Consider the following 26175-nt stretch of genomic DNA (forward strand, 5'->3'; position numbering starts at 1 on the left):
GCTCCCACAGAGGGCACTGGGGCAGTGGCCGGCGTCCGGCGCACAGGCTTCTAGTAAAATCGCCGTCCTTCCAGCAGAACCGGGATTTTCCATGGGACGCGGCCCCTCCATCGAAGCACGCAAGAACGCCTCCGACGCCAAGCGCGGCAAGATCTTCACCAAGATCATCCGCGAGATCTCCGTCGCGGCCCGCAAGGGCGGCGCCGAGCCGGCCAACAACCCGGCGCTGCGCACGGCCATCGACAAGGGCCTGTCGATCAACATGCCCAAGGACACCATCGAACGCGCGCTGAAGAAGGCGACCGGCGAACTGGAAGGCGTCGAGTACGAGGAAATCCGCTACGAGGGCTACGCACCCGGCGGCGTCGCGGTGATCGTCGACTGCCTGACCGACAACCGTGTGCGTACCGTGGCCGACGTGCGCCATGCATTCGGCAAGTTCGGCGGCAACCTGGGCACGGAAGGCTCGGTGGCCTTCATGTTCAAGCGCCTGGGCGTGCTGCGCTTCGCGCCGGGCGCGGACGAGGACGCGATCACCGAGGCCGCGATCGAGGCCGGCGCCGACGACGTGGTGGTCTATCCGGAGGACGGCGCGATCGACGTCGTCACCGCCCCGGAGTCCTTCGAGGCCGTGCGCGACGCGATGAAGGCCGCCGGCGTGGCGCCGGGCGACGCCGAGGTCACCTACCGCGCCGACAACGACATCGCCGTGGACGGCGACACCGCGCAGCAGGTCGTCAAGCTGCTCGACTGGCTCGAGGACCTGGACGACGTGCAGAACGTCTACAGTAACGCCGAGCTGGGCGAGGGCGCGTATTCGTGAATCGGGAAGCGGGAACCGGGAACCGGGAAAGGCAACATCGCCGCGGCGATCGCACGGCCCGATGCCTGGCGACCGCGCCCGGATCGCGCGGAGGCTGCTGAGCCTTGTCGAGCCCCGAGCCCCGAGTTCCGAGTCCCGGCTGTACCCGCATCCTCGGCATCGACCCCGGCTCCCAGCGTACCGGCGTGGGCATCATCGACGTCGACGCCGCGGGACGCGCCACGCACGTGTTCAATGCGCCGCTGGTGCTGCTGGGCGACGGTGGCTTCGCGCAGCGGCTCAAGCGGCTGCTCGACGGCCTGGGCGCGATCATCACCGAATACCGGCCCGACGAAGCGGCGGTGGAACAGGTGTTCATGGCGCGCAACCCGGATTCGGCGCTCAAGCTCGGCCAGGCGCGCGGCGCGGCACTGTGCGCGGTGGTGATGCATGATCTGCCCGTGCACGAGTACGCGGCGCGCGAGATCAAGCTGGCGCTGGTGGGCAAGGGCGGCGCGGACAAGGTGCAGGTGCAACACATGGTGGGAATCATGCTCAACCTCAAAGGCAGGCTGCAGGCCGACGCCGCCGACGCGCTGGCGGTGGCCATCACCCACGCCCACGTGCGCGCCAGCGCGCAGCGCCTGGGCGTGAGTGCGCGGGAAGCCTGGAGCAGGAAGTGAGGAAAGCCGGAAATGGGGAATCGAGAATGGGGAGTCGGAACGCAACGGTGCGTCGGCCGGGATACCGCGTCGCCATGACGTCGCCACGCGGCTTTTCCGCGTCCCGGGTCCCGGGTCCCGCGTCCCGCACCCTCAGGACACCGCCATGATCGGCCGCCTCAACGGCACCCTGGTCCACAAGCAGCCGCCGTGGCTGGTGGTGGACGTGCACGGCGTGGGCTACGAGCTTGAAGCCCCGATGAGCACCTTCTACGACCTGCCTGCGGTGGGTGGAAAGGTGTCGCTGTTCACCCACTACGCGCAGAAGGAAGACAGCGTGTCGCTGTACGGCTTCCTCAGCGAGCCGGAGCGGCGGCTGTTCCGCGACGTGCAGCGGGTCAGCGGCATCGGCGCGAAGATCGCGCTGGCGGTGCTGTCGGGCGCGGGCGTGGACGAGTTCGCGCGGCTGGTGCAGTCCGGCGACGTGACCGCGCTCACCCGCATCCCCGGTATCGGCAAGAAGACCGCCGAGCGCATGGTCGTCGAACTGCGCGAGCGCATGGCCGACGGCTACGCCACCGGCGCCGCGGCCCTGGCCGGCGGAAAGGGCGCGGCCATCGCGGCCGACCCGCTGTCGGAGGCGGCCGTGGCCCTGCAGCAGCTGGGCTACAAGCCGGCCGAGGCGCAGCGCATGGCCAGGCAGGCGTTCGCCGAAGGCGACGTTGCCGAAACCATCATCCGCAAGGCGCTACAGTCCGCGCTGCGTTGAACCCGTCCGGCGCCACGCCGCGCCGGCCGGACAGGAAGCCAATGGCCACCTCATCGAGTACTTCCAGACAGCACGCCGCCGGCGGCGCGCACGGACATGGCAACGCCGGGCTTGCAGGGCTGGTCGTCGGCGCGATCGGCGTCGTCTTCGGCGACATCGGTACCAGCCCGCTGTACACGATCAAGCAGGCGTTCTCGCCGCACTACGGGCTCACCGCCAACCACGACACCGTGCTGGGCGTGCTGTCGCTGGTGTTCTGGTCGCTGACGATGGTGGTCACGATCAAGTACGTGACCATCATCATGCGCGCCGACAACGAGGGCGAGGGCGGCATCATGGCGCTGATGACGCTGGCCCAGCGTACGCTGCGCAAGGGGTCGCGCTCTGCGTACGTGGTCGGCATCCTCGGCATCTTCGGTGCCTCGCTGTTCTTCGGCGATGGCGTGATCACGCCGGCGATCTCGGTGCTGTCGGCGGTCGAGGGCCTGGAGGTGGTCGCGCCGCAGCTGCATGCCTGGATCGTGCCGATCGTGGTGGTGGTGCTGGTGACGGTGTTCATGGCCCAGCGCTTCGGCACCGAGAAGGTCGGCAAGGTGTTCGGGCCGGTGATGGTGCTGTGGTTCACCGCCCTGGCGGTGCTCGGCGTGCTCAACATCCTGCACGCGCCGGAGGTGCTCAAGGCGGTCAATCCTTGGTGGGCACTGCATTTCTTCTACGTGCACCATTTCCACGGCATCTTCATCCTCGGCGCCGTGGTGCTGGCAGTCACCGGCGGCGAGGCGCTGTACACCGACATGGGCCACTTCGGCGCGCGGCCGATCCGCCTTGCCTGGTACTACTTCGTGCTGCCGGCGCTGATGCTCAACTACCTGGGGCAGGGCGCGCTCGTGCTCGAGCACCCGGAGGCGATCCAGAACCCGTTCTACGTCGGCGTGCCGCAGTGGGCGCGCTGGCCGATGATCATCCTCGCCACCGGCGCGACCGTGATCGCCTCGCAGGCGGTGATCACCGGCGCGTTCTCGATCTCGCGCCAGGCCATGCAGCTGGGCTACATCCCGCGCATGGCGATCAAGCACACTTCCAGTGAGACGATCGGCCAGATCTACATCCCGGGCATCAACTGGATGCTGGCGGTGCTGGTGATCGGGCTGGTGCTGGCGTTTGGCTCGTCCACCGCGCTGGCCACCGCCTACGGCATCTCGGTGTCGGCGACGATGCTGATCGACACCCTGCTGCTGGCGCTGGTCGCGCGCGCGCTGTGGCCGGGCTGGCGCAAGTGGGTGCTGCCGCTGTGCGTGCTGTTCTTCGTCGCCGACGTCGGCTTCCTGATTGCCAACGGCGCCAAGATCCTCGACGGCGGCTGGTTCCCGGTGGTGCTGGGCATCGTGCTGTTCGTCATGCTGCGCACCTGGCGCCGCGGCCGCGAGCTGCTGCACGCAGAGGTGCGCAAGGAAGGCATCGACCTGGACAGCTTCCTGCCCGGACTGATGCTGGCGCCGCCCGTGCGCGTGCCCGGCACCGCGATCTTCATGACTGCCGATCCCGGCGTCGTACCGCACGCGCTGCTGCACAACCTCAAGCACAACAAGGTGCTGCACGAGCGCAACGTGTTCCTGACCGTGGAAACGCTGTCGATTCCGTATGCCGTGCCGGACGAGCGGCTGAAGATGGAGCCGATCGGCGAGGACTTCCACCGCGTGATCATCCGCTTCGGCTTCATGGAAACCCCGGACGTGCCGCTGGCGCTGATGCGCTCCTGCGACCAGGACGGCATGCACTTCGACCCGATGGACACCACCTATTTCGCCAGCCGCGAAACGGTGATGGCCAGCCGCCACCGCGGCATGCCGGTGTGGCGCGACAAGCTGTTCGCCTTCATGCACCGCAACGCCGCGCCGGCCACGGTCTTCTTCCGGATCCCGGGCAACCGGCTGGTGGAACTGGGCGCGCAGGTCGAGATCTGACGCCCCGTCCCTGCAGCGCATCGACGCTGGATCGACGCCCGCGCGTGGTCTAGGATCGGCACGGGGACAACAGGGGAGACCCCATGGGGATCAGGGGACTGGTGCGCGGACTCGTGGCCGCGCTGTTGCTTGCGGGCGGGTCTTTGGGGGGCGTGGAGGCGGCGGGCCAGGTGCCGGTGGAGGACTTCGTCGCCCGGCAGACATTCGACAACCCGCGCATTTCCAGCGAGGGCTCGTACGTCGCCGTTTCCGCCGACCTGGGCGACGACTACCACGGCATCATGGTGTTCAGCCTGGCGGACATGTCGCAGACGGCGTTCATCAAGCTGCCGCGGTACGAGATGCCGATGGAGATCTACTGGGTCAGCGATACCCGGCTGATCTACGTGAAGGGCGGCAAGTGGGGCGCGCGCGAAGAGCCGTACGACTTCGGCGAGATCATCGCCATGGACTACGACGGCAAGCACCACACGTACATCTTCGGCTACAAGGAATCGACCCTGAGCATGGGCCTGGAGCCCGGCCACGGCAACGTCGAAGGCCTGCCGGAGAAGCCGAACGGCAAGTTCTACATGACCCGCACGTCGACCGAGAGCGCGATCGGCGGCAGCCAGCTGTACGAGGTGGACGCGACCACCGGGCGTCACCGGCTGGTGGCCGACGTCAGCGGCGAACAGAACCTCGGCTTCGTCATGGATACCGCCGGCGTGCCGCGCTTCGCCTACGGTGCGGACAAGAACGAACGGCAGCTGCTGTTCGTCGCCGACGCCACCGGCAAGCAGTGGCGCAAGGTGCCGGACGATTCGGTGGGCGGCGTGTTCCGGCCGCTTGCCTTCTCCATGGACGGCACGCACGTCTTCGGCCGCTATGCGGTCGACAACGGCCCGGGCGCGCTGGTCAAGGCGGACACCAGCCTGCAGCAGCGCGAAGTGCTGGCCAGCGCCGGCTTCCGGGACATCGGCGACGTGGTCTGGGACAGCCGCTGGCAGCCGCTTGCGGTCGAACTTGGCGGCGGCTTGCCGAAGGTGGAATACCTGGACGCCGCTTCGCCGGACCTGAAGCTCTACCAGTCCCTGCGCAGCGGCTTCCCCGGCCAGCGCGTGAGGTTCGTCGACCACAGCGCCGACGGCAATGTCTCGCTCATCTACATCGACAGCGACCGCAACCCGGGCGAGTGGGCGGTGATGGACCGCAAGAAGGACGTCCTCGCGCGGCTGCTGCAGCGCAATCCCGGGATCGATCCGGCGACCATGGGCACGCGGCGCTACATCAGTTTCAAGGCCAGCGACGGGCTCGAGCTGGACGGCTACCTGACCGTCCCCGCCGGCGTCGCCGATCCGCGCGGCATGCCGATGGTGATGTTGCCGCACGGCGGCCCGCACTACGTGGCCGACGCGTGGGGCTTCGACACCGACGCGCAGTTCCTGGCCTCGCGCGGCTACCTGGTGCTGCAGGTCAACTACCGCGGCTCCGGCGGGCGCGGCTACGCCTTCCAGGAAGCCGGTTACAAGCGCTGGGCCACGCGCATCCAGGACGACCTGGTCGACGGCATGCGCTGGGCGGTGGCCCAGGGCTACGCCGATCCCGCGCGCATCTGCACCTACGGCGCGAGCTTCGGCGGATACTCGGCGCTGATGCTGGCGGTCAAGGCGCCGGACCTGGTCAAGTGCGCGGCGGGGATGTCCGGGCTGTACGACCTGCGCGCCATGGCCGAGAAGAGCGACGCCTCGCGCAGCTATCGCGGCCGCGCGTATATCGCGCGCGTGATCGGTGACGATGACAAGGAATTGCTGGCGAACTCGCCGCTGGCGCACGCCGCCGATATCCGCGTGCCGGTGTTCCTGGCCCACGGCCGGGAGGACGAGCGCACGCCGTTCCGGCAGGCCGATGCGATGCGGAAGGCGCTGGAGAAGGCTGGCAACGCGCCGCTCTGGATGCCGGTGAAGGGCGAGGGGCACGGCTTCTACGCGCAGGAACACGCGATCGAGTTCTACCGGCGGCTGGAGGCATTCCTCGCGAAGAACATCGGGCAGGCGAAGTAGCGGCGCGGCCAGCCGGGCGTGCAGGGGCACGCCCGGGGAACGCCGTGTTGCAGGCATGGCAAATCGCGCGGTCGCCCCGATATCGGGGGGATCCCCGCTGCCGGACAGCCACGCGATGATCCCGTACTCGCTCCTCGACCTTGCCCCTGTCTGCGAAGGCAGTACGCCGCGCGAGGCCTTCGCCAACACGCTCGACCTGGCCCGCCACGCCGAGGCGCTGGGCTACCACCGCTACTGGCTGGCCGAGCACCACAATATGCCCGGCATCGCCAGTGCGGCGACGGCGGTGCTGATCGGGCATGTTGCCGGCGGCACTTCGACGATCCGCGTGGGCGCGGGCGGAGTGATGCTGCCCAACCATTCGCCGCTGCAGGTGGCCGAACAGTTCGGGACGCTGGCGAGCCTGTATCCGGACCGGATCGACCTCGGCCTCGGCCGCGCGCCGGGCACCGACCAGGCCACGGTGCGTGCGTTGCGGCGCTACTTCGACGGCGCCGAGGCGTTCCCGCAGGACGTCGCCGAGCTGCTGCGCTATTTCGAACCCGTGCGTCCCGGGCAGCCGGTGCAGGCCGTGCCCGGCGGCGGGATCGAGGTGCCGGTGTGGCTGCTGGGATCGAGCCTGTTCAGCGCCCAGCTGGCGGCGGCGATGGGACTGCCGTTCGCCTTCGCCTCGCACTTCGCGCCGGCGGCGATGGAGCAGGCGCTGGCGCTGTACCGGCAGGATTTCCGGCCGTCGAAGCGGCTGGACAAGCCGTACGCGATGCTGGCGCTGAACGTGGTCGGCGCCGACAGCGAGGCCGAGGCCCGACGCCTGTTCACCACCCAGCAGCAGAGTTTCGTGCGCCTGCGCCGCGGCCAGCCGGGGCTGGTGCCGCCACCGGTCGACGACATCGAGGCATTCTGGAGTCCGGCCGAGAAGGCGATGGTGGAGCAGGCGCTGGCCTGCACGGTGCTGGGCGACGAGGCCGGCGTGCGCGCCGGGATCGCCGCGTTCGTCGAGCACCATCGGCCGGACGAACTGCTGCTGACGGCGAACATCTTCGACCACGCCGCGCGCAAGCGCTCGTTCGCGATCGCCGCCGCGGCCTGCCGCGAAACCGCCTGAGCCCCGTGCAGGAGCGGCTTCAGCCGCGAGCCTTTGCCCGGCTCTTTCCGGTAGCCGCAAAAGCCCGCGGCTGAAGCCGCTCCTGCAGGATATTGGCGAGCGCATCGCGGTGCCGGCATGCGACCATAGGCGCATGACCGAAGAGCGCATCATCGCCGCCGACGCCACGCGCGAGGACGAGGCCATCGAGGCCAGCATCCGGCCCAAACGGCTGGACGAGTACCTTGGCCAGCAGCCGGTGCGCGAGCAGCTGTCGATCTACATCGAGGCGGCCAGGCACCGCGGCGAATCGCTCGACCACGTGCTGATCTTCGGCCCGCCGGGGCTGGGCAAGACCACCCTCAGCCACGTCATTGCCAACGAGCTGGGCGTCAGCCTGCGCGTGACCTCGGGGCCGGTGATCGAGAAGGCCGGCGACCTGGCCGCGCTGCTGACCAACCTGCAGCCGCACGACGTGCTGTTCATCGACGAGATCCATCGCCTCTCGCCGGTCGTCGAGGAAGTGTTGTACCCGGCGATGGAGGATTTCCAGCTCGACATCATGATCGGCGAGGGGCCGGCCGCGCGTTCGATCAAGATCGACCTGCCGCCGTTCACCCTGATCGGCGCCACCACCCGCGCGGGACTGCTGACCGCGCCGCTGCGCGACCGCTTCGGCATCGTCCAGCGGCTGGAGTTCTACAGCGCCGAAGACCTGACCCGGATCGTGAAGCGCTCGGCGCAGATCCTCGGCATCGACTGCGTGCCCGAGGGCGCCGGCGAGATCGCGCGCCGTTCGCGCGGCACCCCGCGCATCGCCAACCGCCTGCTGCGCCGCGTGCGCGACTACGCCCAGGTCCGCGCCGGCGGCCGCATCGACCACGACGTGGCGAATGCCGCGATGCAGATGCTGAAGGTGGACCCGGAAGGCTTCGACGACCTCGACCGGCGCCTGCTCAACCTGATCATCGAGAACTTCGACGGCGGCCCGGTCGGCGTCGAATCGCTGGCCGCGGCGCTCTCCGAGGAACGCGGCACGCTCGAGGACGTGATCGAGCCCTACCTGATCCAGCAGGGCTTCCTGGTCCGAACCGCCCGCGGGCGGATGGCCTCGCACAAGGCGTACCGGCACCTCGGCCTGCGGCCGAAAGGCGGGGACCTGGGGGCCGGGGATCCGGGGAAAGGCCTGTTTTGACAATCCGTGACGGTATCGGGCGTCATGCCCGCCCGGCAACGATCGATGACGAGGAGCGGTTTTGACCTTGCAACCCCCAGTTCCCGGCTTCCAGTCCCGGCCGTTCAGTTGGCCGACACGGGTCTATTGGGAAGATACCGACGCCGGTGGCGTGGTCTACCACGCGCAGTACCTGGCGTTCCTCGAGCGCGCGCGGACCGAATGGCTGCGCGCGCGCGGTTACGGGCAGGCGCTGCTGCGGGACGACCACGGCCTGGTGTTCGCGGTGCGGGCGATGCGGATCGACTTCCGCGCGCCGGCGCGGCTGGACGACGCGCTGGACGTGTCGGTCGCGCTGCGCCAGTGCCGGCGGGCAAGCCTGGTGATCGCGCAGGACATCCACTGCGACGGCCGCCTGTTGCTTGACGCGGAGGTGAAGGTCGCGGCACTGGACGCCGGGAGCTTCCGCCCGCGCGGCATCCCCGAAACGCTGTACGAAGAACTCAAGTCCCTCGAACAAGGCGCGCAGTGACCACGACAGGGTGCATCCACACAACCCATCGCACGCCACCCGGCCCACGAGGGCGCGGCCGTCCGTTCGCGACAGCCGCCATCGCTGACCCCCATCCCGACACCGGAGCCCATCCATGACGCCCCTACTTGCATTGCTGCAGGCGACCTCGGTCGAACCCTTGCCGGAAGAAGCCGCCACCACCGCCGCGGAAATGGCTGCCGATCCGAGCGTGGCGGGCAATGCGGCCGCCGCGGCGGGCAACCACCTGGATATCGTGCAGCTGATCCTGCACGCCTCGATCCCGGTGCAGTTCGTGATGCTGCTGCTGCTGATCGCCTCGATCGCGTCGTGGGTGATCATCTTCCGCAAGCGCAGCCTGCTCAGCCGGGCCGAGGACGAGGCCGACCGCTTCGAGGAGCGATTCTGGTCCGGCGCCGACCTGTCCAAGCTGTACGCCGGTGCGCAGGGCCGCGGCCGCGACTCGGGCGGGCTGGAGGCGATCTTCGAAAGCGGGTTCCGCGAGTTCAACCGCATCCGCGAGCGCCGCGGCGTCGACGGCCGGATCCAGCTCGAGGGCGCGCAGCGGGCGATGCGCGTGTCCACCTCGCGCGAGCTCGACGGGCTGGAGCGCAACCTCGAATTCCTCGCCAACGTCGGTTCGATCAGCCCCTACGTGGGCCTGTTCGGCACCGTGTGGGGCATCATGATTTCGTTCCAGGGCCTGGCCAACGTCAAGGAAGCCACCATCGCCAGCGTCGCGCCGGGCATCTCCGAGGCGCTGATCGCCACCGCGATGGGCCTGTTCGCCGCGATCCCGGCGGTGTGGGCCTACAACCGTTTCGCCACCAAGGTCGAGCGCATCGCCACCCGCTACGACGCGTTCTCCGAGGAGTTCTCCTCGATCCTGCAGCGGCAGACGCACCTCGAAGACTGATCGACGCAACCCCGGCGCCGGCCGTCGCGCGTTTGCGCGGGCCGGCCTCCCCCGAGCATGAGGTGAATCCAACATGGCCATGACCGCCAACGGTCGCCGCATCCGCAAGCACCGGCTCAAGGCCGACATCAACGTCGTGCCCTACATCGACGTGATGCTGGTGCTGCTGATCATCTTCATGGTGACCGCGCCGCTGATGAACCTGGGCGTGGACGTCGACCTGCCCGATTCCAACGCGATGTCGCTGGAGCAGAGCAAGGAGCCGATGGTGGTCCAGGTGGACGCCGGCGGTGCCTACGCGCTGGTCATGCCCGGCGACGACCGGCCGCTGGCGGTCAGCGCCGCGGACCTGCAGGCGAGGATCAAGGCGATCGTCAACCAGAACCCGAAGCAGGCGATCTTCGTCGCCGGCGACGGCAGCGCCAACTACCAGAAGGTCATGGACGCGATGGTGCTGCTGCAGAGCGCCGGTGTGCAGAAGGTCGGCCTGATGAGCGAACCGAAGCACCAGGACGGCAACTGATGCGGGAAACGCGCGCCGACTCGACGCAGGCCGTGGTGCTGGCGATCGCGCTGCACGCGTTCCTGTTCGCGCTGATGTTCGTGGGCCTGTGGTGGACGCGCGACGCCGCGCCGATCGCCGCGGCAGGCTCGCCGATCAGCGCGGAGATGGTCGATACCGACGAGCTGTCGTCGCAGATGCGCCGCGCGCTGGCGCGCGACGCGCAGCCGCTGCCGGAGCCAGAACCGGAACCCCCGCTGCCGCAGCCGGTGGAAGAGGACACCCAGCCCCTGCCGCAGCCGCTGCCCGAGCCGGTGCCCGAAGAATCCCCGGTGCCGCGCCAGCAGGAGGCCCAGGACTTCATCCCCGAACCGGCGCCAGTCGAGCAGGAGAAGGTCGACCGCGATGCGATCTCGGCCGAGACGCGTGCCCGCGAGCAGGAAGAAAAGCGCCGCCAGGAGCAGATCGACCTGACCGAGCGCAAGAAGCAGGAAGAGGCCGAGGAGAAGAAGCGCCTGGCCGAGCAGCAGCGCGACGAAAGGCTGAAGAAGCTGCAGGCCGAGCGGGCGAAGGCCGAGCGCGAGGCGAAGCTGGCCGAGCAGAAGCTCAAGCAGATCGCCGACGCGCGCGCGCAGAAGGCCTCCGACGATGCCGCGGCCAGCGCGCCGCCGCCGCCGGGCAACAACGGCGTCGACGCCGGGCTGCAGGCCCGCTACGCGGCCGCGATCCAGGAGGCGGTGCTGCGCAACTGGACCCGGCCGGAAAACGTCCCGCTGGGCCAGCGCTGCCGCATCTACATCACCCAGCTGCCCGGCGGCGACGTCATGAGCGCCAAGGTCGACCCGTCCTGCCCGTACGACGAACTGGGCCGGCGCTCGGTCGAGGCGGCCGTGCTCAAGGCCAAGCCGCTGCCGTACGCGGGCTTCGAATCGGTCTTCCAGCGCAACCTGATCCTCAATTTCCAGGCGCAGGACCGCTGAACGCCCGAAGCCAGCCCGCATTCATCTTTGAGACGGCGTTCACGTAGACCCTGCCACCATTCACTTTTCCGGAGTCGGCCTGTCCATGAAAGCATCCCCGCGCCTGCTTGCCGCCCTCGCTGCGGTCTTCGCCTTCCTGTTGCCCTTGGCCGTGTTCGCGCAGGAGCGCGGGCTGGAAATCGACATCGTCGGCGGCAACGCCTCCGCGCTGCCGATCGCCGTGGTGCCGATGCCCTACCAGGGCGGCGGCGCCGCGCCGGAAACCGACGTGGCCGAGGTGGTGCGCAACGACCTCGCCCGGTCCGGCCAGTTCCGCGCGCTGCCGGTGGCGGACATGGTCGAGAAGCCCGCGCGCGGCGGCGAGATCCAGTTCCCCACCTGGCGCCTGCTCAAGCAGGACTTCGTGGTCGTCGGCCACGTGCTCGACGCCGGCGACGGCGGCTATCGCGTGGAATACGAGCTGTTCGACGTCGCCAAGCAGGAGCGCCTGCTGGGCTTCGCCATGACCGCGCGTTCGAGCGCGATGCGCGACGTCGGCCACCAGATGGCCGACGCGATCTACGAGAAGATCCTCGGCGTGCGCGGCGCGTTCTGGACCCGCATCGCCTACATCACCGCCACCGGCACCGGCAAGGACGCGCGCTACGCGCTGATGGTCGCCGACTCCGACGGCTACAACCCGCAGACCGTGGTGCGCTCGCCCGAGCCGCTGCTGTCGCCGTCGTGGAGCCCGGACGGCCGCAGGCTCGCCTACGTGAGCTTCGAGCGCGGCAATTCCTCGATCTACATCCAGGACATCACCACCGGCAGCCGCGAGATGGTCGCCAGCTTCCGCGGCATCAACGGCTCGCCCGACTTCTCGCCCGACGGCAACCGGCTGGCGCTGACCCTGTCGCGCAGCGGCAACCCCGAGATCTATGTGATGGACCTGGCCAGCAAGGCGCTGACCCAGATCACCAACCAGTTCGGCATCGACACCGAGCCGACCTGGAGCGCGGACGGCAGCACCCTGTATTTCACCTCCGACCGCGGCGGCCAGCCGCAGATCTACCAGGTGCCGGCCAGCGGCGGCAGCGCCACGCGGGTGAGTTTCCAGGGCCGCTACAACGCCAGCCCCACGGTGTCGTTCGACGACAAGAAGATTGCCGTGGCGCAGGGCAGCGGCAACGTGTACCGTATTGCGTTGCTGGATCGCAGCCTGGGGTCGCCGCGCTGGTCCACGCTGTCGCCGGGGTCACTTGACGAATCGCCGAGCTTCGCCCCGAACGCCAGCATGGTCCTCTATGCGGCCCGAGAGGGAAGGCGCGGCGTGCTGTACGCCGTGTCGTCCGATGGCCGTGTCCGCCAGCGGCTGGTGCTCGCCGGTGGCGACGTGCGCGAGCCGGCATGGGGGCCCTACCGCACACAGCGCTGACGCTCCCTGCACGCCTTGACCACGAAGCTTTACGACGTTTCCGAAACACCCCTTCAAAGCAAAGGATTCGACGAGATGAATACCATTACCCGCGTGTTGTTGACGGCCGTGCTCTGCACCGCAGCCGTTGCATGTTCCAAGAAGGTCAAGGAAGTCCCGCCCGCAGACACCGGCCCGAGCACCGGCGTAGTCGACCAGGGTCCGTCGACGGCCGCGGGTGCCTATGGCCCCGGCGACCTGGATACCGACGCCTGCCTGCGCCAGCGCGTGGTCTACTTCGACCTCGACCAGGACGCGCTGCGCCCCGAGTTCCAGGCCGCGATGGCCTGCCACGCCAAGTACCTGCGTGACCGCCCGTCCTCGCGCATGACCCTGGAAGGCAACGCCGACGAGCGCGGCAGCCGCGACTACAACCAGGCCCTCGGCGAGCGCCGTGGCAACGCGGTGTCGTCCGCGCTGCAGGCCAACGGTGGTTCGGGTGGCCAGATCACGGTCATCAGCTACGGCGAGGAAAAGCCGGTCTGCACCGACTCCGGCGAGGATTGCTGGGCCAAGAACCGCCGCGTCGAGATCGTCTATACCGCCAGGTAATCGGTCCGTTCGCGGGACATCGGCAGCCGCGCGGGAACCCCGCCGGCTGCCGATTGTCTTTCCGGGCAGGCAAACCACGAACCCCTCCACGCAATCCGGGCAGTCCCATGCATCCGACCCAGATCATCCGCAGTCTTGCCTTCGTCGCGGTCGCCGGCACGGCGCTGGCGGCAATGCCCGCATCCGCGCAGCGCGCCAGCCTCGCCGACCGCGTCGCTTCGCTCGAGCAGCAGGCCGCCAGCAACCGCGGCAACGTCGACCTGCTCAACCAGGTCACCCAGATCAAGAACGAGCTGCAGGCCCAGCGCGCCCAGATCGAAGAGCTGCAGCGCACGATCGAGCAGATGGAATCCAGCGGCCGCGCGCAGTACCTGGACCTGGACGGCCGCCTGAACCGCATCGAGGGTGGCGGCGCCGGCGCGCCGGTACTCGACCCCGCTTCGGTCCCGTCCGCCGCGGCGCCCGCGGCCAACGCGCCGGCCGCCGCCGCTGGAGAGGCGGCGCCAGCGGTCTACGGCGATGCCGGCGCGATGGCGCGCACCGCCGACGAGCGTTCGGACTACGAACTGGCGTTCGACGCGCTCAAGGGCGGCCGCTACGACGAGTCGGCGCGCCTGTTCCAGGACTTCCTGCAGGTGCATCCGGGCGGTGCCTACGCGCCCAACGCCTACTACTGGCTGGGCGAGAGTTATTACGCCACCCAGAACTACGCGCTCGCGCAGCAGCAGTTCCAGGCGCTGCTCGACCGCTATCCCACCCACGACAAGGCGCCGGGCGCGCTGTTGAAGGTCGGGCTGTCGCAGTACGGCCAGAAGCAGGTCGATGCGGCCGAGCGCACCCTGTCCGAAGTCTCCACGCGCTACCCGGGCACCGACGCCGCGCGCACCGCCGAGGACCGCCTGCGCACGATCCAGCTGTCGCAGGTGCAGTAGCGGCCGTCCTTCCGCCGCGTTTTGCCCGAGGCGGCTTCGACCAGCCGCGTGCAGGCCCGCCCGTGGCGAGCCGGCCCTACAATTCACCCATGAACGCCGTATCCGCCGAAAACAGTGCGGCCACCGCCGCCCCGGCGGACCGGCTGCGCATCACCGAGATCTTCCTGTCGCTGCAGGGCGAGGCCCGCGACGCGGGCTGGCCCAGCGTGTTCGTGCGCCTGACCGGCTGCCCGCTGCGCTGCCTTTACTGCGATACCGCCTATGCCTTCCACGGCGGCCAGTGGCGGGAGATCGATGACATCCTGGCTGAAGTCGCGGGCCATGGCGTGCGCCACGTCTGCGTGACCGGTGGCGAACCGCTGGCGCAGAAGCGCTGCATCGGCCTGCTGCGCCGGCTGTGCGACGCAGGCTACGTGGTGTCGCTGGAAACTTCCGGCGCGCTCGACATCGGTGCGGTCGATCCGCGCGTCTCGCGGGTGCTGGACATCAAGACGCCGGCCTCGGGCGAAGTCGAACGCAACCGCTGGGAGAACATCGAACTGCTGACCGCGCACGACCAGGTCAAGTTCGTCCTCTGCGGTCGTGCGGACTACGAATGGGCGCGCGAGGTGGTTGCCGAACATGGCCTCGACCGGCGCTGCGACGTGCTGTTCTCGCCCAGCAAATCCGAACTCGACCCGCGCGAACTGGCCGACTGGATCGTCGCCGACCGCCTGCCCGTGAAGTTCCAGATGCAGCTGCACAAGCTGCTGTGGAACGACGAGCCGGGGCGATAGCATTTCCCCGATTCCCGATTCCCGATTCCCGATTCCCGATTCCCGATGAAAAAAGCCGTCGTCCTCGTTTCCGGTGGCATGGATTCCGCCGTCGTCCTCGCCATCGCCCGCGAGCAGGGCTTCGCCGTGCACGCGCTGAGCGTGTCGTACGGGCAGCGCCACACGTCCGAGCTGGACGCGGCTTCCCGCGTTTCGCGCGACATCGGGGCCGTGGCGCACAAGACGGTGAATGTCGACCTGCGCAGCATCGGCGGCTCGGCGCTCACCGCCGACATCGACGTGCCGCTGGACTCCGACCAGGACGCCGACGCGCCGGAGATCCCGGTCACCTACGTCCCGGCGCGCAACACCATCATGCTGTCCGTGGCGCTGGGCTGGGCCGAAGTGCTGGGCGCGGCCGACATCTTCTGTGGCGTCAACGCGGTGGACTACTCCGGCTACCCCGACTGCCGGCCGGAGTTCATCGAGGCCTTCGAGCGCTTGGCCAACCTGGCCACCAAGGCCGGCGTCGAGGGCGCGGGCATCCGCGTCCGCGCGCCGCTGCAGCGCATGAGCAAGGCCGACATCGTCCGCGACGGCCTGCGCCTGGGCGTGGATTTCGCGCAGACCGTGTCCTGCTACCAGGCCGACGCCGACGGCCGCGCCTGCGGCCACTGCGACGCCTGCCGCCTGCGCGCCGAGGGGTTCGCCGCGGCCGGCGTGGCGGATCCGACCCGCTACGCCGGATAGGGCAGGCGCCAGTCCTGCGCTAGAATTGCCGGCCCGCGCAACGCGGGCCCCGTGGGCCGTTAGCTCAGTTGGTAGAGCATCGGACTTTTAATCCGCTGGTCGCTGGTTCGAATCCAGCACGGCCCACCATTATTCTTCGACGAAAGGGTCCTGTTTCAGCGGTCATGCATCCATGCCGGCAGATTGGGCTGACGCGGTCGCGATTGTTTCCAGCACCTGCTCGCCATAGCGCTCGAGCTTGGAGCCGCCGATGCCGCCGACCTGCGCCAGTTCGTCCAGCGAGGTCGGCTGCAGGTGGGCGATGCCGCGCAGGGTGGCGTCGTGGAAGATCACGTAGGGCGGCACGTTCTGTTCGCGCGCCAGGCGCGTGCGCAGGTCGCGCAGGGCGTCGAACAGGGGCTGCTCGGCGGCTGACAGTTCGATCGCCGGGGCGGCCGTCGATCCGGCACCGCGGCTGCGTTCGCGCTGCTTCCGGCGCGGCAGTTCCTTGCGCAGCATCACCGTGCGCTCGCCGCGCAGCACGGCGCGGCTGTCGTCGGTCAGGCGCAGGCCGCCGTAGCCTTCGGTGTCGACGTCGAGCAGGCCGGCGGCCACCAGTTGCCGGAACACGCCGCGCCAGGTGCGCGCGTCCAGGTCCGCGCCGACGCCGAAGGTCGACAGCCGGTCGTGGCCGAACTGCACCACGCGCTCGGTGTCGGCGCCGCGCAGGATGTCGACCAGGTGGGTCACGCCGAAGCGCTGGCCGCTGCGGTACACGCAGGACAGCGCCTTCTGCGCGGCGACGGTGGCGTCCCAGGTCTCGGCCGGGGTCAGGCAGTTGTCGCAGTTGCCGCAGGGCTGGCCCGCGCCCCTGGCCGAATACTCCTCGCCGAAGCTGGCCAGCAGCACCTGGCGGCGGCAGCGCATGGTTTCGCAGTAGCCGACCAGCGCGTCGAGCTTGCGTCGCTCCAGGCGCTTGCGCTCCTCGCCGGCCTCGGAGTTGTCGATCATCTGCCTGAGCAGCACCACGTCGCCCAGCCCCTGGCACAGCCAGGCCTCGGCGGGCTCGCCGTCGCGGCCGGCGCGGCCGGTTTCCTGGTAGTAGCCCTCGATCGACTTGGGCAGGTCGAGGTGGGCGACGAAGCGCACGTCCGGCTTGTCGATGCCCATGCCGAAAGCGATCGTGGCCACGATCACCACGCCCTCCTCGCGCAGGAAGCGGCGCTGGTTTTCCGCGCGCGTCTCCGCGCCCAGGCCGGCGTGGTAGGGCAGGGCGTCGAATCCCAGTTCGACCAGTGCCGCCGCGGTCTTCTCGACCTTCTTGCGCGACAGGCAGTAGACGATGCCGGCTTCGCCCCGGTGCGCTTCGAGGAAGTCGCGCAGCTGGCGGCTGCCGTTGTCCTTCTGCACCACGGTGTAGCGGATGTTGGGCCGGTCGAAGGAGCTGACGAAGCGGCGCGCGCCTTCCAGCTGCAGGCGCTCGGCGATCTCGCGCTGGGTCGGCGGGTCGGCGGTGGCGGTCAGCGCGATCCGCGGGATGCCGGGCCAGCGTTCGTGGAGCAGGGTGAGTTCGCGGTATTCGCGGCGGAAGTCGTGGCCCCACTGCGAGACGCAGTGGGCCTCGTCGATGGCGAACAGCGCGACCTTCGAGCGGTCGAGCAGGGACAGGAACCGCGGGGTGAGCAGGCGCTCGGGGGCGACGTAGAGCAGGTCGAGTTCGCCGGCCAGCAGTTCGCGTTCGACCCGCGCGGCGGTATCGCTGTCGAGGGTGGAGTTGAGGAACTCGGCGCGCACGCCGAGCTGGCGCAGGGCCTCGACCTGGTCCTGCATCAGCGCGATCAGCGGCGAGACGACGATGCCGCAGCCCTCGCGCAGGATCGCCGGCACCTGGTAGCACAGCGACTTGCCGCCGCCGGTGGGCATCAGCACCAGCGCGTCGTTGCCGGCGGTGACGTGGTCGACGATGGCGGCCTGCTCGCCGCGGAATGCGGCGTGGCCGAAGACCTGCTGGAGCGTTTCGAGGGCGGCGTCTTGCATGCAGGAAGGGTAGCAAGCCGGCGTCGCGCGTCAGTCGGGGATTGGCGCGTCGTCGCGTCGGGATTTGCCGCGAGGGAGCACTACTGTAGGAGCGGCGGAAGCCGCGAGCTCTTGACTCCAGGCTTCGCAGGAGCGACGGAAGTCGCGAATGGCCCTGCCGGCAGGGCATCGCGACTCCCGTCGCTCCTACAGGGTCAGCAGTCGCGGGATTTCTCGCTTCCTCCCCCTGTCGTCGCAGGGGGCCAGGCCAAAAGCTCGCGGCTGAAGCCGCTCCTACATCCTTACGAAAAAAGGCGCGGCCGTCATGCAACGGCCGCGCCCCGGGGGACTTGTGCTATCGCCCTTACTGCAGCAGCGAGCGCAGCATCCAGGCGTACTTCTCGTGGGTCTGCAGGCGCTGGGTCAGCAGGTCCACGGACGGGTCGTCGCCGGCGTCGTCGGCGGTCTTGAGTGCCTTGCGCGCGGTGCGGCAGACCGCTTCGTTGCCGACCACCAGCTGGCGCACCATCTCGCGCCAGTCGGGGGCCTCGGTCAGGCCCGGCTCTTCCTTGATCGTGGACAGCTTGATGAACTCCGCGTACGAACCCGGCGCGTTGAAGCCCAGCGCGCGGATGCGTTCGGCGGTGTCGTCCAGTGCGGTCCACTGTTCGGTGTACTGGTCCTCGAACATGTTGTGCAGGGCGTTGAACATCGGCCCGGTGACGTTCCAGTGGAAGTTGTGGGTCTTCAGGTACAGCGTGTAGGCGTCGGACAGGAACACCGACAGGCCCTGCGCGATCTTCTTGCGATCGGCCGTGTCGAGCCCGATATCGATGGCCGGGCCGCGGTCGCCGGGACCGGGCGATGCGGCGGGTTTCGGGGCAGCGGGCTTGCGCTTCTTGCTGGCGGTCTTGGCCATCGGGTTTCTCCTGGAAGGGGCATGACGCCACAATAGGTGCTGGCGGCAGGGGTGTGAAATCGAATCTTGCTGTCGAACCGATCAATGAAGCCTACCGAGCCAAATGCAAGTGTCGCGTCAAGGCAGGCGCAGCGCGCCATCGACGGCGCCTGCAGCCGCGATGCCGCGCGCCTGAAGGGTCTGCTGCGCCGTTGGCAGGCCGCTCCCGGCGACGCCGGCGCGCGCGATGCGTTCGAGGCTGCGTTGGCGCAGTCGGTCGAACGGCGCCAGGCACGCGCCGCGGGCCTGCCGCGGGCGAGCGTCGATCCGTCGCTGCCGATCGCCGCGCATGCCGACGAGATCGTCGCGTTGATCCGCGACCACCCGGTGGTGGTGATCGCCGGCGAAACCGGTTCGGGCAAGACCACCCAGCTGCCCAAGCTGTGCCTGGTCGCAGGGCGCGGCGCCGCGGGAATGATCGCCTGCACCCAGCCGCGCCGGATCGCCGCGCGGGCGGTGGCGCGGCGCGTGGCCGAGGAGCTGCAGGTGCCGCTGGGCGGCGCGGTTGGCTTCCAGGTGCGCTTTTCCGACAACGTCTCGGCCGGCACCGCGGTCAAGTTCATGACCGACGGCATCCTGCTGGCCGAGGTCGCCTCCGACCGCTGGCTGTCGGCCTACGACACCGTCATCATCGACGAGGCCCACGAGCGCAGCCTCAACATCGACTTCCTGCTCGGGTACCTCAAGCAGTTGCTGCAGCGGCGCCGCGACCTCAAGGTGATCGTGACCTCGGCGACCATCGATACCGAACGCTTCGCCGCGCACTTCGGCGGCACACCGGTGGTCAACGTCGAAGGCCGCGGCTATCCGGTGGAGGTGCGCTACCGGTCGCTGGATGAAGCGGGAGGCGAGGCGAACGACGGCGCGGGAGACCGGACAACGCGGCGACCAACCGTTGCCGCCGGTTCGCCAGGAACACCGGTTTCCCCGGGTCCCGGGTCCCGGGCCCCGGGTCCCGCACTGACCGTCCTCGACGGCATCCTTGCCGCCTGCGACGAGATCGCGCGCGAAAGACCGATGGGCGACACCCTGGTCTTCCTGCCCGGCGAGCGCGAGATCCGCGACGCGCACCAGGCGCTGGAGCGGCGCAAGTACCGCCACACCGAGGTGCTGCCGCTGTACGCGCGGCTGTCGGCGCGCGACCAGGACCGCGTGTTCAATCCCGGCCCGCAGCGACGCATCGTGCTGGCGACCAACGTCGCGGAAACCTCGCTGACGGTGCCGCGCATCCACTACGTGGTCGATCCGGGGCTGGCGCGGGTGAAGCGCTACAGCCCGCGTCTCAAGCTCGACCGCCTGCACGTCGAGCCGGTCAGCCAGGCCAGCGCCGACCAGCGCAAGGGCCGCTGCGGCCGCATCGCGCCCGGCACCTGCTACCGGATCTATTCCGAAGCCGACTTCGAGGCGCGCGCGCCGTACACCGACCCGGAAATCCGCCGCGCGGCGCTGGCGGGCGTGATCCTGCGCATGCTGTCGCTCGGCCTGGGTGGCGATGACGGACGCCACGGAAAGCGGCGGCGCGGACGCGCCGAGGACGGACCGCGCGGCAATGCGAGCCTGGTCGAGGACTTCCCCTTCATCGATCCGCCCGACCCGCGCGCGATCGCCGACGGCTGGCAACAGCTGGCCGAACTGGGCGCGGTGGACGACGGGCGCCGGCTGACGCCGATCGGCCGCACCATGGCGAAGCTGCCGGTGGATGTGAAGCTGGCGCGCATGCTGGTCGCCGCACACGCGCACGGCTGCCTGCGCGAGATGCTGGTGATCGCCTCGTTCCTGGGCATCCAGGACCCGCGCGAACGCCCCGCCGACCAGCGCGCCGCGGCCGATACGGCGCACGCGCAGTTCCGCGATGCGAAGTCCGAGTTCCTCGGCATCGTCAAACTCTGGGACGCATATCGCGCCGCGCACGAGGACATGACCCAGTCGCAGCTGCGCAAGTGGTGCGACCGGAATTTCCTCGGCTTCCTGCGCATGCGCGAATGGCGCGAACTGCACCGGCAGCTGAAGCTGCAGTGCGGGGAGCTGGGGTGGCGGGAGGAGGCGGCTGATGCGCGTGGCGTTGCCGGCGACGCTGGCGGTGAGGCCCCGGAGTCGTTGTCCGTGCAGGGGCGGGGCTCCAGGGACAGCGGGTCACGGCGTCGGAAGCGAAAGTCACTGGATTCCCGCATGCGCGGGAAAGACGCCTCCAAGGCGGCACCCGCTTCCGAAACGGGCGCCAACGCCGATTCCCGGGCCTACATCCGCCTCCATCGCGCGGTCATGGCCGGGCTGCCGACCCAGCTTGGCCACCGCACCGAGCGCGGCCAGTACGAGGGTCCGCGCGGGCGCAGGTTCCAGCTGTTTCCCGGCTCACCGCTGGCCTCGAAGCCGCCGCCGTGGGTGCTGTCGGCCACGCTGCTGGATACCGAAAAAGTCTGGTCGCTGACCAACGCCGCGATCGAGCCGGAATGGGCGATCGAAGAACTGTCGCACCTGCTCGCGCGCCGCCACTTCGACCCGCGCTGGTCGCGCAGCCAGGGCCGGGTGATCGGCAGCGAGCAGATCTCCCTGTTCGGCCTGGTGCTGGCGCCGAAGAAGCCGATCCACTACGGCGGCCTGTACCCCGAGGAGTCGCGCGACATCTTCGTGCGCGACGGCCTGGTCACGGGCGAGATCAACACCCGCAGCGCCTTCGTCGCCCGCAACCGCAAGGTGCTGGCGCAGGCCGAGGAAGAGGAGGCCAAGCAGCGCCGCGTGGGCCTGGTGGTGGACGAGGAATGGATGGCGCAGTGGTACCGCGACCGGATCCCGGCCGAGATCGTCAGCGCGCAGGCGCTGGATGCTTGGTACGCGAAGCTGCCGCCGGCGCAGAAGCAGGCGCTGGAGTGGAGCCGCGACGACCTGCTGGTCGCCGACGGGGCGGATGCCGAACTGTTCCCGGCCTTCGTCGCGCTGGGCAAGGCGCGGCTGGCGGTGCGCTACCGCTTCGAGCCCGGCGCGGTGGACGACGGCATGACGGTGGTCGTGCCGCTGCACCTGCTCAACGCGCTGGATGCCTCGCGGCTGTCGTGGCTCGCGCCCGGCTTCGTTGCCGACAAGGCCGCGGCGATGATTCGCGGCCTGCCGAAATCGCTGCGGCGCAACTTCGTGCCCGCGCCGGACTTCGCGCGCGCCTTTGCACAGGCGCACGGCGCGGCCGATGTGGATGTCGATGCGTTCGCCGGTGCGTTGGCGCGCCTGCTCAAGCGCATGACCGGCGTGGAGGTTGCCGGCGGCGACTTCGACGAGGCAGCGCTGGAACCGCACCTGCGCGCCAACCTGCGCCTGCTCGACACCGATGGCCGCACGGTGCTGGCCGAATCGCGCGATCTGGACGAGTTGCGCGAGCGCTTCGGTGCACGCGCACGCGACGCGTTCGCCGCGCGCGCATCGGAAGGGCTGGCGCAGGGCGGCCTGACGGCGTTCCCTGACGAGCCGATTCCGGTGTCCGTGCCCGGCGCCGGCGGCGTGCCCGCGTATCCGGCGCTGCACGACCACGGCGACAGCGTTTCGCTCGACGTGCACGCCGACCGCGACGAGGCGCGGCGCCACCACCCGCGCGGCGTGCGCCGGCTGCTGTCGCTGGCGCTGGCCGACCGCATGCGGCAGGCGCGCAAGCAGCTGCCGGTGTCGCCGAAGACCGCGTTGCTGTACGCCGCGATCGAATCGGCCGCGCCGCGGGCCTCACAGGCGGGCCGGCCGGCCGACCACCTGCGCGAGGACCTGGTCGACGGCGCCTTCGCCGCGCTGACGGTCGACGGACTCGACGACATCCGCGACCCGGACGCCTTCGCCGCGCGCCGCGACGCGGTCGGCAAGGCGTTGTTCGGCGAGGCGATGGCGCGGCTGCAGCAGGCCGAAACCATCCTTGGCCTCGTGGCCGAGGTTCGCGCCAGGCTCGACTCGAAGCTGATCGGCTGGGCGCGCGGCAATCTCGACGACATGCAGGCGCAGCTCGCCGCCCTGGTGCCGCCGGGCTTCCTGCGCGACGTGCCGGCGACGGCGCTGGCCGAATACCCGCGCTACCTGCGCGCCCTGGCCACGCGCGCGCAGCGCGCGCTCAACGATCCCCCGCGCGACCAGCAGCGGATGCTGGAGATCAAGCCGTTCGTCGATGGGCTGGTCGAGGCACAGGCCGCGGGCCTTGCGGCCGATCCGGAGTGGCAGGCGCTGCGCTGGGACATCGAGGAACTGCGCGTGTCGGTGTTCGCGCAGGAGCTGGGCGCGAAGGGCGGGGTGTCGCCGAAGAAGCTGGCCGCGCGGATTGCGCGACTGGGGTAGGGGCCGGGTCTTGTGGGAGTGGCTTCAGCCGGGAGCTTTTGAAGGCAGGGAATCGGGAACCGGGAAAGGGGATTCGGGATTCGGGGAAGAGCTTTTGCCTTTGCCCCTTCGCTGGGGGCTTGGGGATTTGCTTTTGATGTTGCCCTCAAAAGCTCGCGGCTGAAGCCGCTCCTACAGAGGTACAGGGGCAGGGGGGGACTGGGTCCCCCGCTTGCTCGGGGGATGACGCAACGGCAAAGGCGTTCGCTTCGCGAACGCGCCGTTGCGTCACTTGACCCGCTCGACCTTGGCGTTGGTGTTGTAGTTGCCGATCCTCATGTACCAGGCGTTGCCGAACATGCTGGGCTTGATCTGCACTTCGGGGTTGGTGGCGCGCACGCCGGCCAGCGAGGCGCCGTCGGTCTGGCGCCAGACCTGGCCGTTCTCGAGCGTGTAGCTGCGGCCCTTCTCGAAGCCGCGGAACTCGCCGACGATCCGGCTCTTGATCGGCTCGTCCGAGCCGAAGTTGAAGAACCCGCGGTTCTCGGTTTCCACCTTTTCCTTGGCCTGCTTGGCGGCGCGGGTGGTTTCGGTGGTGATGGTGCGGTTCAACCAGGCGTTGAGGTTGGCCAGTTCGTCGGCGCTGAGCTTGTCCAGGCCGGCGGCCTTGAACTGGTCGGCTGTCATCGCCTGTTCGATCGGCGGCTGCGTCGCGGCGGTCTGGGCCAGTGCGGGCAGGGCGCAGCCGAGCAGCAGGGCGGACACGAGCAGGATCAACGGGCGCATGGTCTGTTCCTCGGGACGTGGGGCGGCTAGTGTAGACCGCTCCCCCCACGGAGCCCGAAGCGCGTGTCGTCGCCGGTGCAGAACGTCGAACAGGTCCTGGCCGCCCATCCGGCGGTCGCTGCGTTGCCGCGCCGGCTGCGGGTGCTGCTCGACGAGGCGCTGGCCGGCGCGGCGGGCGACGCCGGTGATGCCGGCACCGCGACCGTGGTGCTGGTCGACACCCTCGATTCCCTGCGCCTGCTCGATGCCGACGGCGAGGTCGTGCTGGCGGCGATCCTGCATGCGCTGCCGGAGGCTGCCGCGGCGCTGGAACGCAAGCTCGCGTCCGCCGAACCCACCGTGGCCGCGCTGCTCGACGGCCAGCGCGCGGCCGGCCAGGTGTGGGCGTTGCACGCCGAGCATTCGGGGCAGGGCAACCCGGAGGGCCTGCGCCGGCTGCTGCTGGCGATCGTGCGCGACCTGCGCGTGGTGCCGATCCTGCTGGCGCGCCAGCTCGCGCAGCTGCGCGCGGCCGGGCAGCTGCCCGAGGACGAGCGCCGCGCGCTGGCGCAACTCACCCGCGACATCCACGCGCCGCTGGCCAACCGGCTGGGCATCTGGCAGCTCAAGTGGGAGCTCGAGGACCTGGCCTTCCGCCACCTGGAGCCGGACACCTACCGCCGCATCGCGCGCCTGCTCGACGGGAAGCGCGCAGACCGCGAACGCTACATCGCCGACGTCATCGGCATGCTCGGCGAAGCGCTGGCGGCGCAGGGCGTCGATGCCGAAGTCGCGGGCCGGCCCAAGCACATCTACAGCATCTGGAAGAAGATGCGGAAGAAGGATGTGCCGATCGGCGAGCTCTACGACCTGCGCGCGGTGCGCGTCCTCGTCGACGACGTGCCCGCCTGCTACGCGGCGCTGGGCGTGGCGCACGCGCTGTGGATGCCGATCCCGAGCGAGTTCGACGACTACATCGCCCGGCCCAAGCACAACGACTACCGCTCGCTGCACACGGCCGTGGTCGGGCCGGAGGGCAAGACGCTGGAAGTGCAGATCCGCACCCGCGAGATGCACGAACAGGCCGAGCTGGGCGTGGCCGCGCACTGGCGCTACAAGGAGACCGGGGGATCGCAGCGCTCGGCCGCCGGCAACGCCGCACTTGACCGCAAGATCGAATGGATGCGGCGACTGCTGGAGGCCAGCACGGACGGCGCGGGCGAACTCGCCGGCGCGCTCGACACCGAGCTGGTCGAGGACCGCATCTACGTGCTGACCCCGCGCGGCGAAGTCGTCGACCTGCCGCGCGGCGCGACGCCGCTGGATTTCGCGTACCACGTGCACACCGACGTCGGCCACCGCTGCCGCGGGGCCAAGGTCGACGGCCGCATCGTGCCCCTGGACCACCAGCTGCGCAGCGGCGACCGGGTCGAGATCCTCACCGGCAAGGTGTCCGAGCCGCGCCGCGACTGGCTGGTGGCGGCGAACGGTTTCCTCGCCAGCGCGCGCTCGCGCGAGAAGGTGCGCACCTGGTTCAACCGCCTCGACCGCGCGCGCAACGTGCAGGACGGGCGCGAGCTGCTGGAGCGCGAACTCAAGCGCCTCGGCCTGGCGCAGGCCGACCCCGCGCCGGCGCTGCAGAAGTTCAACGCCGCCACGCTCGAGGACCTGCAGGTCATGGTCGCGCTGGGCGACGTCGGCCCGCACCAGGTCGCGCGTGCATTGCTCGAACACGAGCGCAGCGCGCGCGAACCGGCCGCCGGCGACGGCCAGGAACTGACGGTGCGGGCGCCGCGCAAGGCTGCGAAGACATCGTCGTCGGCATTCACCGTGGTCGGCGTGGGCAACCTGCTGGTGCAGGTCGCCCGCTGCTGCCAGCCGGTGCCCGGCGACGCGGTGCGCGGCTACCTCACCCGCGGCCGCGGGGTGAGCGTGCACCGCGCCGACTGTCCCGCGTTCCTGCGCCTGTCGTCGACCAGCCCGCAGCGCGTGCTGCCGGTGGAATGGGGCCGTGCCGGCGGCGGCCACGAGGCCGGCGTGGTGGTCGACGCGATCGACCGCAAGTACCTGCTCAAGGACCTGACCAACCTGATCGCGCAGGAGGACGCGCACGTGCTGTCGATCCGCAGCGATGGCGGTCGCGATGGCCGCCAGCGCCTGCACCTGCAGGTGCGCGTGCAGGACTATGGCCAGCTTTCGCGCCTGCTGGGCAAGATCGACGGCCTGCCCGGCGTGCAGAAGACCCGCCGCGCCTGACGCAGGCACCGCCGGTTTTCACGCCGCAGACGCCGCTCACGGCGGCCGCCA

The 26175-nt window shown here is 69.8% G+C and carries 21 protein-coding genes and 1 tRNA gene; 19 read left to right on the forward strand and 3 right to left on the reverse strand.

The genetic code is table 11. From position 1 onward, the window contains the following. The first annotated feature begins 91 nt into the window (after positions 1-91). The 17 genes from ABD679_RS03330 (at position 92) to ABD679_RS03410 (ending at position 15998) form a co-directional block, all read left to right on the forward strand. Positions 92-823 carry a YebC/PmpR family DNA-binding transcriptional regulator gene (locus tag ABD679_RS03330; protein ID WP_344758517.1) on the forward strand — a complete coding sequence of 244 codons (732 nt, stop codon included), beginning with the start codon at positions 92-94 and terminating at the stop codon, positions 821-823. A 104-nt stretch (positions 824-927) separates the two neighbouring features. Then, a complete protein-coding gene (ruvC, locus tag ABD679_RS03335) occupies positions 928-1485 on the forward strand; it encodes a crossover junction endodeoxyribonuclease RuvC (protein ID WP_344758518.1) in 558 nt (185 codons plus the stop codon). Positions 1486-1630: 145 nt separating this feature from the next. Next, the gene (gene ruvA, locus ABD679_RS03340; RefSeq protein ID WP_344758519.1) at positions 1631-2233 is read left to right on the forward strand and encodes a Holliday junction branch migration protein RuvA; all 603 of its coding nucleotides are present in this window, start codon (positions 1631-1633) and stop codon (positions 2231-2233) included. A gap of 41 nt (positions 2234-2274) precedes the next feature. Continuing rightward, positions 2275-4197, forward strand: coding sequence for a potassium transporter Kup (locus ABD679_RS03345; RefSeq protein ID WP_344758520.1), 1923 nt, complete (start codon positions 2275-2277; stop codon positions 4195-4197). 83 nt (positions 4198-4280) lie between these two features. After that, the gene (locus tag ABD679_RS03350) at positions 4281-6239 is read left to right on the forward strand and encodes an alpha/beta hydrolase family protein (protein ID WP_344758521.1); all 1959 of its coding nucleotides are present in this window, start codon (positions 4281-4283) and stop codon (positions 6237-6239) included. A gap of 115 nt (positions 6240-6354) precedes the next feature. Beyond that, on the forward strand, positions 6355-7344 hold the full coding sequence (locus ABD679_RS03355; RefSeq protein ID WP_344758522.1) for an LLM class flavin-dependent oxidoreductase: 990 nt from the start codon (positions 6355-6357) through the stop codon (positions 7342-7344). Positions 7345-7477: 133 nt separating this feature from the next. Then, positions 7478-8518, forward strand: coding sequence for a Holliday junction branch migration DNA helicase RuvB (gene ruvB / locus ABD679_RS03360; RefSeq protein ID WP_344758523.1), 1041 nt, complete (start codon positions 7478-7480; stop codon positions 8516-8518). Positions 8519-8579: 61 nt separating this feature from the next. Next, positions 8580-9029 (forward strand): tol-pal system-associated acyl-CoA thioesterase, encoded by a 450-nt coding sequence (gene ybgC / locus ABD679_RS03365; RefSeq protein ID WP_344758524.1) that lies wholly within the window; start codon positions 8580-8582, stop codon positions 9027-9029. Positions 9030-9144: 115 nt separating this feature from the next. Next, positions 9145-9945, forward strand: a complete 801-nt coding sequence (gene tolQ, locus ABD679_RS03370) for a protein TolQ (protein WP_344758525.1) — start codon at positions 9145-9147, stop codon at positions 9943-9945. Between the two features lie 79 nt (positions 9946-10024). Further along, positions 10025-10468 carry a protein TolR gene (tolR, locus tag ABD679_RS03375; RefSeq protein WP_344758689.1) on the forward strand — a complete coding sequence of 148 codons (444 nt, stop codon included), beginning with the start codon at positions 10025-10027 and terminating at the stop codon, positions 10466-10468. After that, positions 10468-11427 carry a cell envelope integrity protein TolA gene (gene tolA / locus ABD679_RS03380; RefSeq protein WP_344758526.1) on the forward strand — a complete coding sequence of 320 codons (960 nt, stop codon included), beginning with the start codon at positions 10468-10470 and terminating at the stop codon, positions 11425-11427. The genes tolR and tolA overlap by 1 nt, the downstream gene beginning before the upstream one ends. A gap of 85 nt (positions 11428-11512) precedes the next feature. Next, positions 11513-12841: a Tol-Pal system beta propeller repeat protein TolB gene (tolB, locus tag ABD679_RS03385; RefSeq protein ID WP_344758527.1), complete on the forward strand. Its 1329-nt coding sequence runs from the start codon at positions 11513-11515 to the stop codon at positions 12839-12841. A gap of 75 nt (positions 12842-12916) precedes the next feature. Further along, positions 12917-13432, forward strand: a complete 516-nt coding sequence (gene pal, locus ABD679_RS03390) for a peptidoglycan-associated lipoprotein Pal (RefSeq protein WP_344758528.1) — start codon at positions 12917-12919, stop codon at positions 13430-13432. A 107-nt stretch (positions 13433-13539) separates the two neighbouring features. Beyond that, positions 13540-14364: a tol-pal system protein YbgF gene (gene ybgF / locus ABD679_RS03395; RefSeq protein ID WP_344758529.1), complete on the forward strand. Its 825-nt coding sequence runs from the start codon at positions 13540-13542 to the stop codon at positions 14362-14364. Positions 14365-14453: 89 nt separating this feature from the next. Then, complete coding sequence (gene queE / locus ABD679_RS03400; protein WP_344758530.1) at positions 14454-15140, forward strand: 7-carboxy-7-deazaguanine synthase QueE; 687 nt, start codon at positions 14454-14456, stop codon at positions 15138-15140. A gap of 45 nt (positions 15141-15185) precedes the next feature. After that, positions 15186-15869, forward strand: coding sequence for a 7-cyano-7-deazaguanine synthase QueC (gene queC, locus ABD679_RS03405; RefSeq protein WP_344758531.1), 684 nt, complete (start codon positions 15186-15188; stop codon positions 15867-15869). Between the two features lie 53 nt (positions 15870-15922). Next, positions 15923-15998 (forward strand) — tRNA-Lys (locus tag ABD679_RS03410). Between the two features lie 33 nt (positions 15999-16031). Here ABD679_RS03410 and recQ read toward each other — a convergent pair. Further along, entirely contained in the window at positions 16032-17885 is a 1854-nt protein-coding gene (recQ, locus tag ABD679_RS03415; RefSeq protein WP_344758532.1) for a DNA helicase RecQ, read from the reverse strand. A gap of 343 nt (positions 17886-18228) precedes the next feature. Next, positions 18229-18783, reverse strand: coding sequence for a Dps family protein (locus ABD679_RS03420; RefSeq protein ID WP_425561836.1), 555 nt, complete (start codon positions 18781-18783; stop codon positions 18229-18231). A gap of 84 nt (positions 18784-18867) precedes the next feature. Between ABD679_RS03420 and ABD679_RS03425 the strand changes: the two genes are divergently transcribed. Continuing rightward, on the forward strand, positions 18868-23124 hold the full coding sequence (locus ABD679_RS03425) for a DUF3418 domain-containing protein (RefSeq protein WP_344758533.1): 4257 nt from the start codon (positions 18868-18870) through the stop codon (positions 23122-23124). 267 nt (positions 23125-23391) lie between these two features. On the opposite strand, the gene ABD679_RS03430 is transcribed toward ABD679_RS03425, so the two are convergent. Then, positions 23392-23889: a hypothetical protein gene (locus ABD679_RS03430; protein ID WP_344758534.1), complete on the reverse strand. Its 498-nt coding sequence runs from the start codon at positions 23887-23889 to the stop codon at positions 23392-23394. A 63-nt stretch (positions 23890-23952) separates the two neighbouring features. Here ABD679_RS03430 and ABD679_RS03435 point away from each other — a divergent pair, with 63 nt between their 5' ends. Continuing rightward, positions 23953-26124: a RelA/SpoT family protein gene (locus tag ABD679_RS03435; protein ID WP_425561837.1), complete on the forward strand. Its 2172-nt coding sequence runs from the start codon at positions 23953-23955 to the stop codon at positions 26122-26124. Positions 26125-26175: the final 51 nt, after the last annotated feature.

Source organism: Luteimonas lutimaris, assembly GCF_039537065.1.
In the GTDB taxonomy this organism is placed as follows: Bacteria; Pseudomonadota; Gammaproteobacteria; order Xanthomonadales; family Xanthomonadaceae; genus Luteimonas; species Luteimonas lutimaris.

Bases quoted from the DNA above. Each gene is read 5' to 3' on its own strand.
- ABD679_RS03330 (WP_344758517.1), top strand. From the start codon at position 92: ATGGGACGCGGCCCCTCCATCGAAGCACGCAAGAACGCCTCCGACGCC.
- ruvA (WP_344758519.1), top strand. From the start codon at position 1,631: ATGATCGGCCGCCTCAACGGCACCCTGGTCCACAAGCAGCCGCCGTGG.
- ABD679_RS03345 (WP_344758520.1), top strand. From the start codon at position 2,275: ATGGCCACCTCATCGAGTACTTCCAGACAGCACGCCGCCGGCGGCGCG.
- ABD679_RS03350 (WP_344758521.1), top strand. From the start codon at position 4,281: ATGGGGATCAGGGGACTGGTGCGCGGACTCGTGGCCGCGCTGTTGCTT.
- ABD679_RS03355 (WP_344758522.1), top strand. From the start codon at position 6,355: ATGATCCCGTACTCGCTCCTCGACCTTGCCCCTGTCTGCGAAGGCAGT.
- ruvB (WP_344758523.1), top strand. From the start codon at position 7,478: ATGACCGAAGAGCGCATCATCGCCGCCGACGCCACGCGCGAGGACGAG.
- tolQ (WP_344758525.1), top strand. From the start codon at position 9,145: ATGACGCCCCTACTTGCATTGCTGCAGGCGACCTCGGTCGAACCCTTG.
- tolR (WP_344758689.1), top strand. From the start codon at position 10,025: ATGACCGCCAACGGTCGCCGCATCCGCAAGCACCGGCTCAAGGCCGAC.
- tolA (WP_344758526.1), top strand. From the start codon at position 10,468: ATGCGGGAAACGCGCGCCGACTCGACGCAGGCCGTGGTGCTGGCGATC.
- tolB (WP_344758527.1), top strand. From the start codon at position 11,513: ATGAAAGCATCCCCGCGCCTGCTTGCCGCCCTCGCTGCGGTCTTCGCC.
- pal (WP_344758528.1), top strand. From the start codon at position 12,917: ATGAATACCATTACCCGCGTGTTGTTGACGGCCGTGCTCTGCACCGCA.
- ybgF (WP_344758529.1), top strand. From the start codon at position 13,540: ATGCATCCGACCCAGATCATCCGCAGTCTTGCCTTCGTCGCGGTCGCC.
- queE (WP_344758530.1), top strand. From the start codon at position 14,454: ATGAACGCCGTATCCGCCGAAAACAGTGCGGCCACCGCCGCCCCGGCG.
- queC (WP_344758531.1), top strand. From the start codon at position 15,186: ATGAAAAAAGCCGTCGTCCTCGTTTCCGGTGGCATGGATTCCGCCGTC.
- recQ (WP_344758532.1), bottom strand. From the start codon at position 17,885: ATGCAAGACGCCGCCCTCGAAACGCTCCAGCAGGTCTTCGGCCACGCC.
- ABD679_RS03420 (WP_425561836.1), bottom strand. From the start codon at position 18,783: ATGGCCAAGACCGCCAGCAAGAAGCGCAAGCCCGCTGCCCCGAAACCC.
- ABD679_RS03425 (WP_344758533.1), top strand. From the start codon at position 18,868: ATGAAGCCTACCGAGCCAAATGCAAGTGTCGCGTCAAGGCAGGCGCAG.
- ABD679_RS03430 (WP_344758534.1), bottom strand. From the start codon at position 23,889: ATGCGCCCGTTGATCCTGCTCGTGTCCGCCCTGCTGCTCGGCTGCGCC.